We start from the raw sequence: 18,818 nt of genomic DNA on the forward strand, positions 1-18,818 counted from the left end.
CGACTGGCCGCGCGACCGCTGTTGCAAGGCGCCCGTCTATGGCCTCGATCGTTTCCGCATCGGAGACGCCGCGCTGCGGCTCTCGCCCCAGCGTGTCGTTGGTGCTGCCGGCGTGGAACGAGGCCGAGGCGATCGCCCGAGCGGTGCTCGAGGCGGAGGCCGCGCTCGCCCTTGTCGCCGAGCGCTACGAAGTGATCGTCGTCGACGACGGCAGCAGCGACGCGACCTCGCAGATCGTCGCCGAACTCGCGGCTGAGCGCCCTGCGGTCAGGCTGGTGCGTCACGAGGTCAATCGCGGTTACGGCGCTGCGCTGCAAACCGGGTTCGCCGCGGCGACGGGGGATCTGGTGGCGTTCACCGACGCCGACTCGCAGTTCGATCTGACCGAGCTCGACCGCTTCGTGCTGCTGGCCCGCAGTTATCCGATCGTGTGCGGCTATCGGATCGACCGGCAGGACTCGAAGCTCCGTTGTCTGTACTCGCGCGTCTACAACCAGTTGGTGCGACTGCTGTTGGGGACGCAAGTGCGCGACGTCGATTGCGCGCTCAAGATGTTTCACCGCGACGTGCTGCCGAAACTGCCGATCACGACGGGCGGGTTTCTGATCAACGCCGAGATGCTCGCGCAGGCGCGGCAGCAGGGGATTCCCGTGGTCGAGGTGGGAGCGACCCATCGGCCGCGCACCGAGGGACAAAGCACCGTCTCGATCCGCCACATCCCGGTCGTGTTTGCGGCGCTGTTGCGATTCTGGTGGAACCGCGTTCAATTTCCCGGCGAGTCGGCCGCGCCGAGGCGGATTGCCGGCGAGGCCGAGACTCGTCGCGAGCGGCGGCTGCTGTGGGGCCAGTGGGCCGTGCTGGCGGCGGCCGCCGTCTTGCTGTTCGCCCGGTTGGACTATCCGCTGATCGAGCGCGACGAGGCCCGCTACGGCGAGATCCCGCGCGAAATGGTCGAGTCGGGCAACTGGGTGTTGCCGCAACTCAACTACGAACCGTACTACGACAAGCCGGCGCTGTTGTACTGGTTGTGCGCCATCAGTTACGAGCTGTTCGGCGTGTCGTCGTGGTCGGCGCGGCTGGTGGCGCCGCTGGCCGGGGCGGGGACCGTCGCCGCGACGATGTGGTTCGGCAGCCGCATGTTCGGGCGCATGACGGGACTTCTGGGGGGCGTCATTCTGCTGGCTTCGGCGGGGTTCCTCGGGGCGAGTCGATTTCTGCTGATCGACGGCGTGCTGGCGACGCTGACCACCGTGGCGATGTTCGCGGCCTTTGAAGCGGTCCGCGATGCGCGGTTGCGTTGGGGATGGTGGCTGGCGGCTTCGGCGGCGACGGGGCTGGCCTTCATGGCCAAGGGACCGATCGCGGTGGTGCTGCTGGCGCCGCCGGTCGCGGCGTTCGCATGGTTGACGCAGGACGCCGTCCGGCTGCGGCTTCGTCACTGGGCGATCATGGGAGCCGTCGTCGCGGCGATCGCGGCGCCGTGGTTCGTCGCCGTGACCCGCCAGGCGCCGGAGTTTCTCTACGAGTTTTTCTATCGGCACAACATGCAGCGTTTCGCGGGAGCTTATCATACGCAGCCCGCGTGGTATTTCGTTCCGGTGCTGATGCTGGCGGGCCATCCGTGGACGTTCCTGACGGCGCCGATTCTCACCTATCTGGCGACCCGGCAGGGGACGGTGCGCAGTTTGCGAACGCCGGCCTTGGGGTTCCTGGCGCTGTGGGCCGGGTGGTGCTTCGCCTTTTTCTCGGCGTCGAAGTGCAAGCTGCCGAGTTACATCCTGCCGGCGGCGCCGGCGTTTGCGTTGATGGCGGCCCATTACTTTCAGCACGGCGTCTTCACGACGCGCCAGGCGCCGTGGCGCGAGTACGCCCGGCGGATGGCGCCTTGGCTGTCGACGGCGGCGACATGCGTGGGCGGGATCGGCGTCGCGGTGTTCGCCGTCATCGCCGGCGCGGAACTGCCGCTGGCGGCGGGTCTGACGATGGCGTTCTGGGCCGTGCTGCTCGCGGCCGCACTTGCGGCGAGCCGGCAGGGATTCGAGCCGGGCGCGGCGTGGGGAATGTGCTTGGCGACGACGGTCGTGTTCGGGTCGCAGATCATCCACCGGACCATGCCCCGTTACGCGATGGCGCGCACCGTGTTCGGCGAGGGTTCGCCGCTCATGACGCAACATCCGCTCGACTCGACGGCGATCGCCACGTTCGATCACGAATGGTCGCACATCGCCTTTGAACTGCAGCGCAACGACATTCACAACTTCGTCGTGGCCGAGGCTCCGCAATTCCGCGAATTCGCCCAGCGCGAGGGTCGCGTGATGATCGTCATGCGCAAGAGGCAGGACCTAGACGTGCTGCGTGCGCAGCTTCCTCCGCAGACGAAACTGGATACGGTCGCGGTGCGCGGATCGGCGCGGATCCTCGTCGCGACCGTGCCGGAGTACGAACGACAGGTCGCTCGCCGACGAGCGGACGACAGGTCGCGGCAAACGCGCTAGCGGCGGCGAAATCGGCGGCGAGCGACGGCGGCGAGGGACGCGGCCGCGACGGACAGAGCAACACTCGCCGGCTCGGGGACCGACGCGGCGACTGCGACGGCAGGGACGATCAGTTGTTGCCCGTACTGGGCGGCCCACTGCGACAGCAGCGCGGGATTGTCGCGCTGCAGCAGCAGGTAGTCGCCGCCGTCGACCACGCCGTTGCCGTCGAGGTCGACGTTGGCCACGACGCTCAGTTCGCCGGTCGCCGTCAGGTCGGAGACGTTCCACGCCAGCCCCGCGGCCAGCGACGGCAGCATAAACGAGTCGAACGAGCCATCGGCCGTCGCAAAGTCGAACAACTGGTAGGAGTCGCCGAGTTGCGGCGCCGGCGCTCCCGCGGCGAGGGCGACGCTCAACATCCCGCCGGCGGCCAGATTGCCGGCGACGGTCAGCCGATCGACGCTCGTCGGGCCGAAGAGGTCGAACTCGAGGATCGAGCCCGGGTTCAGCGTGACGTCGCCCTGAACGGTCGTGGCGTGACCGCCGGAGGGGGCTTTCTTCACAAGCTGGAAGTTGTCGATCGTGATGCTCGCAGTCGTTGCGTCGTCGAACGACATGCCGACGAAGTTGACGTCGTTGACGCTGACGTTGACCGTCTTCGGACCATTGGAGAGCGAGACGAAGCCCGCTCCCTGGTCGAGTTGAAAATCGGCGGTGAAGTTCGCGCCCGTCCCGGTCGTGTCGATGACGATCTTGAGCGTGTTGGAGCGGTTGAAATTGATCGCCGCATTCGTGTCGGCGATCGAGTTGGCGGTGCGCAGTCCGCCGAACAGCTCGATGCTCTGAGCCGGGTTGGACGTTTGGTTGCGATAGAGCATCCAGGCGATCCCCTCGGTCTCGTTGGCGAACCGATCGGTCAGGCTGTCGACCCCGGGAGCGACGATCGGATCGCGGGCGAAGCCCAACGCCAACCAGCGGTCGGTCGTGTTGAACACGTCCAGGGTCAACTCGTAAACCGAGTTGAGCGACGGAGTGAACGGCAAGAGCGCCGAGCCTTCGACCGTGCCGTCGATTTGGCCGTTGGCGCGGAAGGGAGCGTTGGCGGTCCAGGTGCCGCCGCGGGCCGCTTCGACCGTGCCGTTGAGCAATGTCGCCGAACCGTTGAAGGCGTCAGAATAGACGACGGTCGTCGGCGCGCCGCCGACTTGAACGCGGGAGTTGGCGAGCGCCGTGAGATTGCCCCCGATCGTCCCGGCGGCGGAGACGGTCGAGCCGGCCCCGGCGAAGACGGAGCCGAGCACATTGGCGCCGGATTCGATCATCAGCAACTGGCCGTTTCCCGCGGTGAATCCGCTCAGGGCGGAGACGTCGAGGAGGGCGCCGGAGCGAACCTCGACGGCGCGCGCCGTGCTGAGGTTCCCCCGCCCGGTTACGGCGAGCGTGCCGCCGCTGACGACGACGCTGCCCGACCCGGTCATCGAGGATCCGAGAGTCAGTCTGCCCTGGGCGACTTCCAAGACGCCGTTGTTTGCGACGGCGGCGCCCAGCAGGTTGAGCGTGTTGGCGCTGCTCTTGCGCAGCACGGCTCCCGGCTGGATGCGGACCCAATTGCCGGTCGTCATGCTCCAGTCGACAGTCCCGGCGAGCGTGCTCTTGCCGGCCAGCGCGCTGACGTAGCGCACCGTGCCCGCGGTCGCGCCGTTCTGCTGCAGCGTGCCCCCGGCAAGATACGCGGCATGCTCGCCGAGATCTCGGCCGGCGACGTTCTCCGACTCGCCCGTGCGCAGCGCCCCGATGTAGGCGTGCGACATGGGGGTGGGAGTGGCCGGCGTCCCGCTGTAGAGCCGGGCGTCGCTGAACCAGTGGTACCACGCATACCCGGCGACGTGATTGCGCGACTCCAGCCCCGGGATGACGATGTCGAGGAACTGGCGGTTCGCCTCGGTGATTTCTTCGTCGGTGTAGGCGCCCCCCCAGTCGTGAATCGCGAACTCGGTGATGAACACCGGCTTGCCGTACGAGTTGAAATACGAATCGACCCGACTCAGAAACGAACTGGCCGCGCCGGCGGGGTTGTTGGGATTGCTGACGCCGTACCAGTGGAAGGCGACGGCGTCGACCTGCAACCCGGCGGCGTTGGCCTGAGTCATGAAGCTGGCGAGCCACGCCTGCCCGCCGTCGGCGCCACCTGTGTCGGCGACCGCGGGGCTGACGAGTTTGATCCCCGAGCCGGCCAGTCCGTTGGAGATCGTCGTCCAGGACGCAATCGCCTGGGCGACCGTCATATTCGCCTGATCGGGGCGTTCCGGTTCGTTGAACCCGAGGACGTACTCGGGGTTGGCGTTTTTGATGTTGTTGAGAGTCGCTTGGCTCGGCGTCCCGCCCCAGATCATCGGATAGTGCTTGGCGTCGAAGTTGCCCGGCGAGCCGGCGCCGGTCCCCCAGGTATAGTACCAGCCGGCGCCGGTCGCCTGCAGGTTCGTGTAGTTCGCCCCCACGTCGGCGAAGCCGCGCTTCGACGACAGGATCGCGGCCTGCAATTCGCTCGGGGTCAGCAGCGCGAGCAGAGCCACGACGTGCCAACGAACTCCGAGAATCCGTATTAATGCCATTCCGCCAGTTCCCTTTTCAGCCCCGTCTCAGCACGCCCCGGCGTCGCCTCGCCGCCCTGGGACGCACTTTCTCCTAGGGGGCATGTCGGCCGGCTCAGGAACCTTACGCAGATTCCGGGCGATTCGGGCGAAATTGGGAGAGCGATCTGTCAACTCGTAGGCGACTGCTCCGGCAAATCGCAGAAATGCCGATTCCGTGACAGCGCCAATAAGGCGGGATACAATTCTCGCCGCGCGTCCACGGACCCCTCACGGCGCGATTCGCGGCAATGTGGCGTGCAGCGCATCGTCGCCCTGGGGCCCCGAGCCATGACCGAGCCCTTCAAGACGGAACGTCGCGAGCTCGTCCCGCCTGTCGCTGTTGATGGGAGTCGGCGGCGCCGCAAGCGGTCGCTTCAACTTGCCCCGACGGCGGGCTGACTCGAGCTTCGACGGGCAGGGCAGGAGCGTCCGACTCGTATGTACGTTGTCGTCATCAGGGCCAACAGCAGTGCGCTCGGTTCCGGGACGACTTGATAGCCGAGTCCGCCCCAACTGACGCCGTCGCCGACGGAGTTGTTGGGATCCCAGGCGATGCGAATCGTCTCACCCGCCGGAAGCCGAACATTGTGCAGCGGCAAGACGCCGTCCATCAGGTCGGAGGCGACGATCAGTCGCGTTGTTCCCCCCAGGGTCAGCACCAATGAATCCTCGGGGTCAAAGCTGCCGAGCGCCAGTCCCTCGACCAGCAACTCGTGATCGAACGACAGCGCCAGTTCCTCGGGCGCGACGCCGCCCGCGTCGAGCGTAAAGTCGATCAGCGCCGGGTTGTTGCCGGGCAGGCTGTCGATTCCGACGGCGCCGGTTTCAAAGTCGGCGCCGAGCGCCGCTTCGATCACGCTGCCGACTCCGCTGCGGGCAGTCATTTGCCAGTTGCTGCCGACGGGGGTCCCGATGTCCGGATCGGCGGCCACGAACGCCGTGGATGCATTGAACAAGACGTGGTTGACGTCGAGCACTGCAATCGGATCGAAGCACAGCGAGCTGGTCGTCGCGACGTAGACGCCTTCGCTGCCGTCGGTGAACTCGGCCCGGAAGGCGAGATTGTATGAGAACTTCGCGGTCGAAAGGCCGCGGTGACCGAGTTCCAGGTTGCTGATCGTGCGTCCGTCGAGCGTTCCGCCCTGCTTGGCGACCAACTGAATCTGCCCGCAGGAGACAAGATAGAGCCCGTAGTTGCTGCCGATCGAACTGGTGAACGCCGGTACGATCGAGTTGTCGATCGGAACCGAATTGGCGACGAAGGCGGTCGCCGAGCCGACTGTCGAGACTCCCTCGAAGTGGCGAAAGTTCGTGCTCGTCGCGGGATTGATCGTCGTCACGTCGGCGATCTTGGCGAGACTCGACCCCGCGTAACGGTACACTCCGGCGCGAGCCGGAGACGACGTGATCTCGTCGTAGGCGAACGCCACGGTCGATCCGGCGACGCTGGGCCGCGCCGAACCCGTAGCTCCCGTCGTCGAGACGTTGTCGAAGCTGGTCGTGTAGAACGAGAAGTTGTCGTCGAACTTGTCGAGCGGAAAGCCCGGGATGGAGACGTTCTTGTCGGCGACGGCGACGATCGTATCGGTCGACTTCTGCCAGCGGTAGAGTCCGATACGGATGACGTTCGACGCGTCGGTCCAGCGGGCGAGGAACGCGGCGTACTCGCCGTTGAAGTCGGGATACTCCTGGTAGCCGAGGGAACCGCCGATCGGGCTGAAGTTCTGGAACTTGGCGCCCCCGCCGCCGGGAACGAAATCGTTGACGTCGAGCAGCGTGTTGAAAAGCTGCGTGACGTTCAACCCGACGCGATTGGCGGGAAACACGGGCGTCGGCGCAGAGAGCGCCGGGGGGCCCCAGGCGACGCCGTGGTTGACGCTGACGTGAGGGGCCGAGTAGACCCAAGCTTGCCCGCGGTAGTTCGTGCCGTCGTAGGCGCTGGGCCTTGCGGCGATCAGCCCGCCGGAGATCGCCGGGTCGTCGAAGAAGAAGTCGATGTTCCCGAACGGCGGATTCGGGCCGGCCCCGGGATTCGACTTGGCGTACTGCGTCAGGGCGCCGGCGGTCGTGCCGACGTCGATCCTCGTGAAGAGCCCCCCTCCGGGCAGGAGGACGCCCGTTTGCTTCGCCCCGAACGCGATCGTCCCCCCCGCAATGGCGGGAATCCCCACGTACTCGTACTGGGCGGTCGGCAGTTCCGAGGGGGGAACGGTGATCGCCGTGTTGACGATCCGCTGAAATCCAAACCCGCCGACCGCGCCGGCGGTCGCGGGGAACAGGGCCATCGGAACGATTGACGCCAGGCAGCAGGCCGCGGCGCGCAGCGGGCGCTTGAGGAACGAGTTCATGAACGGGAGTCCCGGAAGGGCGTATCGAGGAGCCGAGCGAGCAGCGACGCCGCGACGGGCGTTCGATCGCCGGGGCGCATCACACGCCGCAGGGCGTTGTAGGCGTTTCCCGCCCAGGGTGCAACTGACTGACGGCGTTGCTGGGCAATTCGCGGGGCGAAACGCTCGGAAGCCAAGCAAAGTCCGCGGCAGTGACGACTCGCCGCCACGGCGAACTGCGCCGCGGAGAAAGCCCTTCACGTTCCTCTCGGCGAGGCGAGTCTCGGCGAGACTTGGGGAAGCCCGGCTTTGAGAGGCTGGTCGCCGGCGGTCGCCGGGAGGTCAATCGCCTTCGAGCGTTTCCCACCGGGCGTATGCGGCCGCCAGTTCTGCGGCGAGGGAACGTTCGACGGCCTGTCGCTCGGCGATCGTTTCGCCGGGTTGTTTGAAGAACTCCGGCGTCGCCATCTCGACATGGATCTCGGCGAGTCGGGTTTCGAGCTCTTCGATGCGCCCGGGGAGGGCGTCGAGCTCGCGCTGGTCTTTGTACGACAGCTTCTTCGCCGCCGGACGGGCCGGGGCCGCCGGGGAGATCGGTTCGACTGCGGGGATCGGCGAAGTCAGCGGCGCAGCGGCCGGCATTGCCGAAGCCGCGCTTGCGGAGGTCGTTCCCTGGTTCCAGTCGGCAGGGCGTTGCCGCACCCAGTCGTCGTACCCGCCGACGTACTCGCGAACTGCTCCCCCCTCGAACGCCAGCACGCTGCCGACGACGTTGTTGAGGAACTCACGGTCGTGGCTCACCAGCAGCACGGTCCCTTCGTAGTCGACGAGCCGCTGTTCGAGCAGTTCGAGCGTTTCGCTGTCGAGATCGTTGGTGGGTTCGTCAAGCACGAGCAAATTCGCCGCCTGGGCGAACAGTCGAGCCAACAGCAACCGGTTGCGCTGCCCGCCGGAGAAGAACCGGATCTTGCTGCGAGCCTCCTCGGGGGAAAACAGGAAGTCCTGCAAGTAACCGATGACGTGCTTGCCGCGTCCGCCGATTGTGATCGTGGTCTTTCCGTGGCCGACGTTCTCCTCGGCGGTTTGTTCCGGATCGAGCTGGGCGCGGGTCTGATCGAAATAGGCGATCTGCAGGTTCGTTCCTTGCCGCACCGTGCCGGCCAGCGGGGGGAGTTTGCCCAAGAGTCCCTTGAGCAGCGTGCTTTTGCCGGCGCCGTTCGGGCCGATGAGCCCGACCTTGTCCCCGCGCATGATCGTCGTCGTCACGCCGCGGACGATCGGCGTTCCGTCGTAACCGAAGGCGGCGTCGTCGGCCTTGAGGACCAACGCGCCGCTCCGCTCGCCGGCGTCGATCTCCAGCGCGACGTTGCCCACCCGCTCGCGCCGAGCCTGGCGCTGGAGCCGCATCGCCTTGAGAGCTCGCACCCGACCTTCGTTCCGCGTGCGGCGGGCCTTGATCCCCTGGCGAATCCACGCCTCTTCCTGGGCCAGCCGTTTGTCGAACAGCGCCTGTTGCTTCTCCTCGACGGCCAGGGCTTCCTCTTTGCGGGTCAGGAACGTGGGATAGTCGCACTCCCAATCGAACAGCCGGCCCCGGTCGATCTCCAGGATTCGCTTGGCGATTTTGGTGAGAAACGCCCGGTCGTGGGTCACGAACAGCAGCGTCCCGGACCAGCGGCTGAAGAACTGCTCGAGCCACTCGATCGCGTCGATGTCGAGGTGGTTGGTCGGCTCGTCCAGCAGCAGGACGTCGGGCTTGCCGACGAGCGCCTTCGCCAGCAACACGCGGCGTTGCATGCCGGTGGAGAGCGATTTGAAGTCCGCGGTTCCGTCGAGCTGCATCTCGGCGAGCGTTCGCTCGATGCGGCGGTGCTGCTCCCAGGCTTGCTCGTGATCGCGATCGACGTCAGCCAGCCCCGCGGCGACAACCTCGGCGACGTTGCCGACGATCCCGGCGGGCACGTCTTGCGGCAAAAGCGCGGTGCGGGTCCCGGGGACCAGTTCGATTGCCCCGTGGTCAGGCGTCTCGGTCCCCGCCAGCAGCCGCATGAGGGTCGTCTTGCCCGCCCCGTTGCGTCCCAACAGCCCGATCTTCTCCCCCGGTTCAATGCGGCACGACACCTCGTCCAGCAAGTGGTGCGAGGTGTAGGCGATCGAAACGCTGTGGAGGGCAATCTGCGGCATGGGCGGACGAGGCGGGGCTAGCGGCGTCGGTTGGCTTGTCGGGGACTGGCGCCGGAGTCGCCAGTCGCGGGGCGCGGGGCGCGACGCTTGCCCGGTTTCGGCTTGTCGACGCGCGGCGCCCGCTCCGCCTGCCCCGTCATCTCGAACAGAAACCGGCTCGGCACGGTCTCGCGCGGCTTGCCCCACTTGCGGCGGGTGAGCGCGAACGACAGCGTCAGCGTTTCCTGCGCTCGGGTCACGCCGACGTAGCACAGCCGACGTTCTTCGTCGATTTGGCTGTCGTCGCTCAGTTCCAGCGTGCGCTTATGGGGCAGGATCCCTTCCTCCATGCCGACCATGTAGACGTGGGGGAACTCGAGCCCCTTGGCCGAGTGGAGCGTCATGAGCGCGACCGCGTTGCGATCGAGCTGTTTCTCTTTGTCGTCGCCCCGATCGTCCCCCCCCAGGGCGACGTCGTTGAGGAACCCGCGAAGGTCCGCGTTTTTGCTCCCTTTCTGATACGCGGCCGCGGCGTTGACGAGCTCCTCGATCGACGCCGTGCGGGCCTCGCGTTCCATCGGGTCCTGGTACTGCCGCTCCAGGTCCTCGCGGTAGCGGGTGCGGTCGACGACCGCCTCGACCAGTGCGGCGAGCTTCACCCGCTCGGCCATCTCGGCGAAGTCTCCGATGAGCGTGACGAACTTGTCGACGGCGCCCTTGACTGCGGGGGGAAGACCGCCGGCGGAGCGACGATCCTGCAGCAGGTCCCACACCGGGACGCCGGCGGCGACGGCTTCCTCGATCAGTCCCTTGATCGTCGAGGCCCCGATGCCGCGGGCCGGGGTGTTGATAATCCGCAGCAAGGCCGACTCGTCGGTCGGGTCCGCGACGACCTTCAAGTAGGAGAGGATGTCGCGAACCTCCTTGCGGTCGAAAAAACTCATCCCCCCCACCAGCACGTACGGCAGCTTAAGCCGCCGCAGCTCGGTTTCGAACGCCCGCGGTTGTTCGTTGGTGCGGCAGAGGATGCAGAAGTCTTTCGCTTGGCCGCCCGGTTCCGCCACGCGGCGGGCGATCTCGCCGACGACCTTTTCGGCTTCCTCGGTCTCGGTCTGCAGTTGCATGATCTGCGGCCGGGGCCCGTCGCCGCGCGCCGGCCGCAACACCTTGTCGTGCCGGTGGCGGTTGAATGCGATCAGCGTGTTGGCGAACTTGAGGATCGCCCCGGTCGAGCGGTAATTGTCCTCCAGGCGGATCACCTTCGCCTCGGGCCAGTCGTGCGAGAACCGCAGGATGTGTTGCACCTCGGCGCCGCGCCAGGCGTAGATCGACTGGTCGTCGTCCCCCACGACGCACAAGTTCCGATGCGGCGCCGCCAGCGACCGGACGATGCGGTACTGGCTGCCGTTGGTGTCCTGGTACTCGTCGATCAGAACGTGGTCGAACTGCCGGGCCTCTTCGCGGCAGATCGCCGGGTGCTTGGTCAGCAGTTCCTCGGTCAGCAGCAGCAGGTCGTCGAAATCGACCGCCCCGCGCGCCTTGAGGTGAGTCTGATACCGCCGATATGCCGCCGCGGCCAGATGCTCGCGGTCGTTTTCGGCAATCGATGCCGCGTGCCCGGGACGCACCGACCGGCTCTTCCACCCGCTGACGATCGCCAGCATGTCGCCCGGCTTGAGCGAGTCGTCGGGCACGCGGATCTCGCGCAGCGCGGCGCGCGCGAGCGACTCCTGATCGCCCCGATCGCAAATCGTGAACTTGGACGGGTACCCGAGGTGCGTGATATGGCGCCGCAGCACCTGGACGCACAGGGCGTGGAAGGTCGAGATCTGCGGCCGGGGGGGAGGCGCCTTGCCGGACAAGCGGCTCCGCGGCGTGCGCCCCTTGGCCCCCTTGAGCAACTCGAGGGCCCGCTCCTGCATCTCGCCCGCCGCTTTGCGGGTGAAGGTGACCGCCAGGATCCGCTCGGGCCGCGTGCCATGGCGGATGAGATTGGCGATCCGGTGGGTCACGACGCGGGTCTTGCCCGTCCCCGCGCCGGCCAGCACGAGCATCGGCCCGCGAAGGGTCTCGACCGCGTCAAGTTGAGCAGGATTGAGCCCGACGGCCATGGGACCAGGGGGGAGTTGCGTGACGAAGCGACGACGGGTCGGCAAACCCGCCCCCGCAGCGACCCGCGGGCCCCGCAGTCTATTGCGCCTCCCCGGCGTTGCGGAAGGAGTTGACAATTCCGGTAGTGAGACCATTTGCGCCCTTGGAAGGGTGGCTGGGGTCGCAGCGCAGCGGAGCCCCCAGGAGATCCCGCGGGGGCGCACAGAATTGCTCCCCCGGAAGGACTGGAAGCAGGCGGCGGATCGTTCTAAACTGTTGCCTCGGAAGTCTTTGCCGGAGTGGCGGAATGGCAGACGCGCTGGACTCAAAATCCAGTGCCCGCAAGGGCGTGTGGGTTCGACTCCCACCTCCGGTACTCTCCGTGGCGTAACGACTTCGGTCGTATCTGGACGCCGTTGTCCCCCGGTTTGACTGTCTGCAGGGGATGGCTGCAGGCACACGGGCCTGCACTGCCGTCGCGGCGGCGAGTCGCGGGTTCCCCCGGGCGGGCCTGCCGTGCCGTCGTGAGTGAGCCGGTGCGTTGCTGCACTCCTCGTGCGGCGCCGGCGGCTTGCTTCCGCGGAAGCGGATTCTTGTGCTTAAACAATGGGCACGGCTGCTTCGGTCCTTGGGTTTGGTGAGCCGCGGCACTCTGAAAGTGGCTCGTTGCGTGCCAGCGCGGGGGCGGGGTGGATTCTGCGTGACCACAGTTCGTGCCCGACGTGCCACGCGGTTGATTGGCACGCCGGTTGCGATCCGGCTCGCGTCGCCCCCCTGACGTGCCTGCCGCATCGCCGATTTGTTGCGAGCAGGGCAGGGGAGCATCCGTCGCTTGCCACTCAACCTTCTCGGAGAACCGATCTTGCATCAGCCAATCTCGAAGCCGAACTCGAAATTCTGGAGCTGCCTCGGCGGCAAGGCATGGGTGCTGGCGGCCATCGTGCTGACCGGGGGGGCGGGTTGCTCGTCGGAGCCGGCGCTCGATCTGGGAAGTCTCGATCTTGAGGTCGCCGCGACGGAGGGGAGCAAGACCAAGCCGACGTCGACCGGCGCGCCCGCGGCCGAGGGGGCGACGGTCGAGAAGCCTGCTCGCAAGCAGTTGCTCGAGGTCGAGAAGTCGAAGCTCAAGCTGGGATTCATCAAGCTCACCGACTGCGCCCCGATCGTCATCGCCAAAGAACAAGGCTTCTTCGCCGACGAAGGGCTGCAGGTCGAGGTGGTCGCCCAGCCGAACTGGAAGACGCTTCTGGACAACGTCATCAGCGGCGAGCTCGACGGGGCTCACATGCTCAGCGGGCAACCGATCGCCGCGACGATCGGCATCGGCACGTCTGCCCACGTGGTCACTGCGTTCACGATGGACCTGAACGGCAACGGCATCACCGTCTCGAACTCGATTTGGGAGCAGATGCAGAAGCACGACCCGCGATTGCGGGATCCCCGGCCGTCGCACCCGATCACGGCCGAGGCGCTCAAGCCGATCGTGGCCGAGAAGATCGCCGCGGGCGAGAAGCTGCAGATGGCGGTGGTGTTTCCGGTGTCGACCCACAACTACCAATTGCGGTACTGGCTGGCCGCGGCGGGGATTCACCCGGGGATGTACGCCAAGGCCGACGTCGGGGGCCGGATCGACGCCGAGGTGGAACTGTCGGTGACTCCGCCGCCGATGATGCCGGCGACGCTTGAATCGGGCAATATCCAAGGGTACTGCGTCGGCGAGCCGTGGAACCAGCAGGCGGTCGCCAAGGGGATCGGCGTGCCGGTGAGCACGAACTTCGACATCTGGAAGAACGGCCCCGAGAAGGTCTTCGGCGTGACCAAGACCTGGGCCGACGCGAATCCGCAAACGCACCTGGCGGTGGTGAAGGCGTTGATTCGCGCCGGGAAGTGGCTCGACGAGACCGACGACAAGGGCGAATACGTGAACCGCGAGGAAGCGGCGCGGATCCTGTCGCGACCTGATTACGTCGGGGCCGACTACGAGGTCATCCGCAACTCGATGACGGGCTTCTTCGTCTTCCAGAAGTCCGACAAACGACCGATGCCCGAATTCAACGTGTTCTTCAAATACTTCGCCACGTACCCGTGGTACAGCGACGGGGTCTGGTTCCTGACGCAGATGCGTCGCTGGGGGCAGATCGACGAACCCAAGTCAGCGGAGTGGTACGCCGAGACGGCCCAGAAGATCTACTTGCCCGAGGTCTACAAGCAGGCGGCTCGGCTGCTGGTCGACGAGGGGCTTCTTGACGAGCAGGACGTGCCCTGGGAGGTCGACGGATACCGGCCGCCGACCAGCGACTTCATCGACGGGATCGCCTTCGACGGCAAAGACCCGCTGGGCTACCTCAAGGCCCATCAGGTGGGCAACAAGGACTGACGCGACGCCGTGCGTCGCTCGCGGCGGCTCGGCGACGGCGTCGGGCCGCGTTGCGAAAGGATTCGGCTGCCAATACTCGCCAGGGCTCGAACGATTGTGAAGTACAAATTGCTCAAGGCGATCGACGTGACGGGACTCACGTTCCTGACGCCGATTGTGCGACTCTGCTACGGCGAAGAACCGCGAAAGCAACTGCGGGAGATCGCCCGCGTGCTGGGAGCGCCCTTGGCGGCGTTCGCGGCGTTCCTCGTGCTGTGGACGGTGCTGGCCCCGAAGCATCGGACTAAGTCAGGCGAAGTGCCGACCCCCGCGGTCGTCTGGGACTCTGCAGGGGACATCTGGCAGTTCCACGTCCGCGAGAGCGCCAAGGACCGAGCGTACCGGCTGAGCGGCGCCGAGCGCGAACGCGAGCTGGCGGTCGCACAAGAGCGGTTGGCGGCGCTCGCCCCGTACGAGTCGGCCGCGGCTGCGAAGGTGGCCGAGGCCCGGGCGGCGCGAGAAGCTCGCGACGCAGAGCGGCTGGCTCCGCTCGACCAGAAGCGCGAGCGACTGGCGACCAAGCAGGCCGCCGCCGCGACGAAACGCGAGTCGGATCTGAAGACGCAAGCCGCCGCTTTGGCCGGGGCGACGGTGGCCGAGCGCGAGGCGTACCTCGCTGCGATGACCGCCCACTTGGCTGCGTTGGCGAGCGAACAGCAGCAGTTGCAAGCTCTCGACGCCGAGCGAGCCGAGGTCCGGGCCCGCTCCTTCCCGCCGCTGGAGAAGGCGCTGCGAACCCAATCGCAAATCGCCGAGGAGAGGCAGTACCTCGCCAAGATGATCGAGCAACTCGGCCGGGCGAACCGCTCAGAGAAGACTTCGTCCCAAGTCGCGGCCCTGCGCGAGAAGCAGCAAGAGTTCCTGGTGGCCGAGGGGGACGAGGCGTTCGCGCTCGCCAAGTCGATCGCCGAGACGCGCGGGCGGGTCGAGACGACCGCCGCCTCCGCCTACGCCAAGCCCTATACGCTGCCGATGCAGACCGTGCGGAGCGTGCTGTGCGTGTTCGTCGGGTTCGTGATCGGGACGGCCATCGCGGTGCCGATCGGGGTGCTCTGCGGCTTGAGCAAGACGGCGATGGCGGCGTTGACGCCGTTCATCGCGCTGTTCAAACCGGTGTCGCCGATCGTGTGGCTGCCGCTGGCGTTGATCATCGTGGGGGGCTTCATCCCCGATCCCGACAAGCACTGGTTCATTCAATGGCTTGCCGGCTTGCCGTTGTTGGGATGGATGAAGATCAATCCCGCGTTCCTCGCGTCGGCGATCACCGTGGCCCTCTGCTCGTTGTGGGCGACGATGGTCAACACGGCCCTGGGGGTCGCGTCGATCGACAAAGACCATCTCAACGTCGCCCGCGTGCTGCGGCTGGGGTTCTGGGATCGGCTGGTGAAGATCGTCGTTCCGTCGGCTTTGCCGCTGATGTTCGCCGGCTTGCGGATCTCGCTGGGGGTCGGGTGGATGGTCCTCATCGCGGCGGAGTTGCTCAGTTCGTCCGAGGGGATCGGCAAGTTCGTCTGGGACCAATTCAACAACGGCGCCTCGGATTCCTTCGCCAAGATGATCGTCGTCGTGTTCGTGGTCGGGGCGATCGGACTGGCGCTCGACCGGATCATGGTCGTGCTGCAACGCTTGGTCAGTTTTGAGGGGTCGGTCGCCACGGTGTGAGCCGTTGGATCGCGGCCCGCGCTTGGTCCCGGACCTCCCCCGTCGCCCTGCTTGGTTCATCCCGCCTTCACTTGCTGTCGAGTCGTCTCGCTATGCCGCTGTTGGAACTGGATGACGTGACCTTCGGATACGGCTCGGGAACCGAGCGGTACGAGGTGTTGCGCGGGGCGAACCTGGCGATTCGGAAGAACGAGTTCGTCGCCGTGATCGGCTTCTCGGGGAGCGGCAAGAGCACGCTCGTGTCGTTGCTTGCCGGGCTGTTGACGCCCGACGCCGGCGAGGTGCGGCTTCACGGCCGCCCTCAGTCGAGCCCCGGCCCGGACCGCGGGGTCGTGTTTCAAAACTATTCGCTTCTGCCGTGGTTGTCGGCGGCCGGCAACATCGAACTGGCCGTGCGGAAGGTCTTTCCCGAAATGACTCGGGCCGCACGGCGGGAGTACGTGCAGCGGTACGTCGATCTGGTGACTCTGACGGGCGCCGAGTCGCGAAAACCCCATGAGTTGTCGGGAGGAATGCGGCAGCGGCTTGCCCTGGCCCGCACGTTGGCGATGCAGCCGGAGGTGCTGCTGCTGGACGAACCGCTCAGTGCGCTTGACGCCCTGACGCGAGCCGTGCTGCAGGACGAGATCATTCGGCTGTGGGAAGAGGACAAGCGGACGGTCGTCATGATCACCAACGACGTCGACGAGGCGGTGTTGATGGCCGACCGGATCGTGCCGCTCACGCCCGGACCCGGGGCGCACTTCGGGCGCGAGTTCGCCGTGACGCTGCCGCGGCCCCGCGATCGAGCCACGCTCAATTTCAATCCGCAGTTCAAGCAACTTCGCAACGACGTCACCAAGTACATGTTGTCGATCAACGCGGAGAACCGGCAATGGGACGCCGACGCGACCTATCCGCTCCCGGACGTGCAGCCCGTCCTGCCGCAGCGGCGTCAAACGGTCGTGGCTTAGCCTCCGCGGATTCGCACACTCCCTAGGATACCCAAGCTGATGACGGGCCCCGACGAACGATTCGTGGAGATCTTTCGCCTGATCAAGGCGTACCCCAATCCGTACGGCGAGGCCGCGGTGGTCGTCGACGGCTTCAGCCTCATCATGCGGCGGGGCGAGGCGGTGAGCGTCATCGGCCATTCGGGCTGCGGCAAGAGCACCGTACTGACGATGGTCGCGGGCCTCAATCCGATCACCCGCGGCAGCGTCGCAGTCGCGGGCCGCGAGATCGACGGCCCCGGGCCCGATCGGGCCGTCGTGTTTCAGTCGCCCTGCCTCCTTCCCTGGATGACGGCGTATCAGAACGTGCTGCTCGGCGTGAATCAGGTCTATCCGCACGCCACGAAGGCCGAACGCCGCCAGATCTGCGAGCACTATCTGCACGCCGTCGGGCTGGCTTCGTCGATGCATCGCTATCCCCGCGAACTGTCGGGGGGGATGCAACAGCGGGTCGGCATCGCCCGGGCGATCGCGCTGAAGCCCCGGCTGTTGTTGCTTGACGAACCGTTCGGACGCCTCGATTCGCTCACCCGGATGGAACTCCAGGACGTCGTGCTGCGGATCCTCGACCGTGAGCGGATCACCACGATGATCATCACGCACGACGTCGACGAAGCGCTCTACATGTCGGACCGCGTCTGCATGATGACGACCGGCCCGAACGCCCGAGTGGGGCAGTTGCTCGACCTGCCGTTCGCCCGACCGCGGGTGCGGACCGAGGTGCTCGAGGACCCGCTGTACTACGACCTGCGCGGATGTCTGGTTTCGTTCCTGGAGCAGCAAGACAAGCGGAAGTCGCACGCGTCTCCCCCGGCCGAAGCGGTCGCGGCGTCGATCGACGCCGCGGACGAACCGCACGCCGCGATCCGCGGTTGGAGCCCCGCGGGGGGCGCCCGTCGGGCCGGCTCGGCGGCGACCGTCGTTCTGGGAAGCCAGCTCGCCGAATCCGCCGCCGTGTTGACGACCAACTCCTGATTGCCTTGAGAATCCTATGACGCTGACTGTCGCCGAACATGACGTCGACTCATCTCGCCCGTTGGCGGGACTGTTGCGGGCCGTCGAGACCTGGACCCTCGACGACCAGGGCGAGCGGCTCACATGGCGTTCTGGCGCCTACGGCGAACTGGACGCGTTTCGCGCGGCGAGCGTCGACGAATCGTTCGCCTGCGGCGAGGGGCTCCCCGGCGCCGCGTGGGAGACCCGCGGGCCGGTGGTGATGCACCATCTTTCGGCCGGCGTGTTCAAGCGAGCCGCCGCGGCTCGCGAGGCGGGACTGGCGGCCGGGATCGCGCTTCCCTGCTTCCGCGGCGACCAACTGCAGGGAGTGGTCGTTTTCCTGTGCGACGACGGCGCGAACGCCCAAGGGGCCTTCGAGGTCTGGAGCCGCAATCACCGCGAGGAGTTGGGACTGACGGACAGCTATTACGCCAATCTGGAACGATTCGGCGTGATCAGCCAGCACGTCAAGTTCCCGCGCGGCTCGGGCTTGCCGGGCGAAACATGGGAGTCGCACTTCCCGTTGTTGGTCTCGAACCTGGGCCGCTCCAAGGCGTTCATGCGGGCCGCCGGGGCCAAGGCGGACGGGCTCGCGACGGGGCTCGGCGTTCCGGTCATGCGAACGGCGCTCGAACTCGACTCGGTGGTCGTGCTGCTGTCGTCGGCCCGCACGCCGCTGGCCCGCGCCATCGAAGTGTGGGGTCGCGACGCCGAGCAGGACGAGCTGCGCATCTGCCAAGCCGATTACGGTTCGCTCAGCGAACTGGCGGACGCTTCGCGAAGTTTGCGGTGCGCTTCCGGCGAAGGGCTTGCCGGCCGCGCGTGGCAGTCGGGGGCGCCCGAAGCGACCGAGTCGGCCGAGGAATTCGAGTCGGCCCGCGCCCATTTGCTCGTTCAGCACGGCTTGACGACGGCCGTCTCCGTTCCCGCTTACGTCGGTTCCGAAATGACGTCGGTTGTCGTGATGTACTTGTGAGGCGGCCGAGGCCGCCCCGCGCTTTCTGACGCCCAATTTGCCTGTCCGCCGCGACGACGACCTGCCGACGTGCAAACAGTATGGT

10 protein-coding genes and 1 tRNA gene are annotated in these 18,818 nt (G+C 66.8%); 7 read left to right on the forward strand and 4 right to left on the reverse strand.

What is annotated here, in order from left to right; genetic code table 11:
- Positions 1 to 38 precede the first annotated feature (38 nt).
- Positions 39 to 2,495 carry a glycosyltransferase gene (locus KF688_07460; GenBank protein ID MBX3425498.1) on the forward strand — a complete coding sequence of 819 codons (2,457 nt, stop codon included), beginning with the start codon at positions 39 to 41 and terminating at the stop codon, positions 2,493 to 2,495.
- Here KF688_07460 and KF688_07465 read toward each other — a convergent pair.
- From KF688_07465 to KF688_07480, 4 genes are all read right to left on the reverse strand, one after another.
- Entirely contained in the window at positions 2,492 to 5,089 is a 2,598-nt protein-coding gene (locus KF688_07465) for a hypothetical protein (GenBank protein ID MBX3425499.1), read from the reverse strand. The genes KF688_07460 and KF688_07465 overlap by 4 nt on opposite strands.
- Positions 5,090 to 5,484: 395 nt before the next feature.
- Positions 5,485 to 7,458, reverse strand: coding sequence for a hypothetical protein (locus tag KF688_07470; GenBank protein MBX3425500.1), 1,974 nt, complete (start codon positions 7,456 to 7,458; stop codon positions 5,485 to 5,487).
- Positions 7,459 to 7,779: 321 nt separating this feature from the next.
- Positions 7,780 to 9,621 (reverse strand): ATP-binding cassette domain-containing protein, encoded by a 1,842-nt coding sequence (locus KF688_07475; GenBank protein MBX3425501.1) that lies wholly within the window; start codon positions 9,619 to 9,621, stop codon positions 7,780 to 7,782.
- Positions 9,622 to 9,638: 17 nt separating this feature from the next.
- Positions 9,639 to 11,711, reverse strand: coding sequence for a UvrD-helicase domain-containing protein (locus KF688_07480; GenBank protein ID MBX3425502.1), 2,073 nt, complete (start codon positions 11,709 to 11,711; stop codon positions 9,639 to 9,641).
- A 273-nt stretch (positions 11,712 to 11,984) separates the two neighbouring features.
- On the opposite strand from KF688_07480, the gene KF688_07485 reads away from it, so the two are divergent.
- The 6 genes from KF688_07485 to KF688_07510 all read left to right on the forward strand — a co-directional run bounded on the left by KF688_07485 (position 11,985) and on the right by KF688_07510 (position 18,733).
- A tRNA-Leu gene (locus KF688_07485) sits at positions 11,985 to 12,067 on the forward strand.
- Positions 12,068 to 12,481: 414 nt separating this feature from the next.
- Positions 12,482 to 14,068, forward strand: coding sequence for an ABC transporter substrate-binding protein (locus KF688_07490; protein ID MBX3425503.1), 1,587 nt, complete (start codon positions 12,482 to 12,484; stop codon positions 14,066 to 14,068).
- Positions 14,069 to 14,728: 660 nt separating this feature from the next.
- Positions 14,729 to 15,769, forward strand: a complete 1,041-nt coding sequence (locus KF688_07495) for an ABC transporter permease subunit (protein MBX3425504.1) — start codon at positions 14,729 to 14,731, stop codon at positions 15,767 to 15,769.
- Positions 15,770 to 15,861: 92 nt separating this feature from the next.
- A complete protein-coding gene (locus KF688_07500; protein ID MBX3425505.1) occupies positions 15,862 to 16,722 on the forward strand; it encodes an ABC transporter ATP-binding protein in 861 nt (286 codons plus the stop codon).
- 39 nt (positions 16,723 to 16,761) lie between these two features.
- Positions 16,762 to 17,736, forward strand: coding sequence for a nitrate ABC transporter ATP-binding protein (locus tag KF688_07505; protein ID MBX3425506.1), 975 nt, complete (start codon positions 16,762 to 16,764; stop codon positions 17,734 to 17,736).
- A gap of 16 nt (positions 17,737 to 17,752) precedes the next feature.
- Positions 17,753 to 18,733 (forward strand): GAF domain-containing protein, encoded by a 981-nt coding sequence (locus KF688_07510; GenBank protein MBX3425507.1) that lies wholly within the window; start codon positions 17,753 to 17,755, stop codon positions 18,731 to 18,733.
- The last annotated feature ends 85 nt before the right edge of the window (positions 18,734 to 18,818 follow it).

The organism is Pirellulales bacterium (assembly GCA_019636345.1).
In the GTDB taxonomy this organism is placed as follows: Bacteria; Planctomycetota; Planctomycetia; order Pirellulales; family Lacipirellulaceae.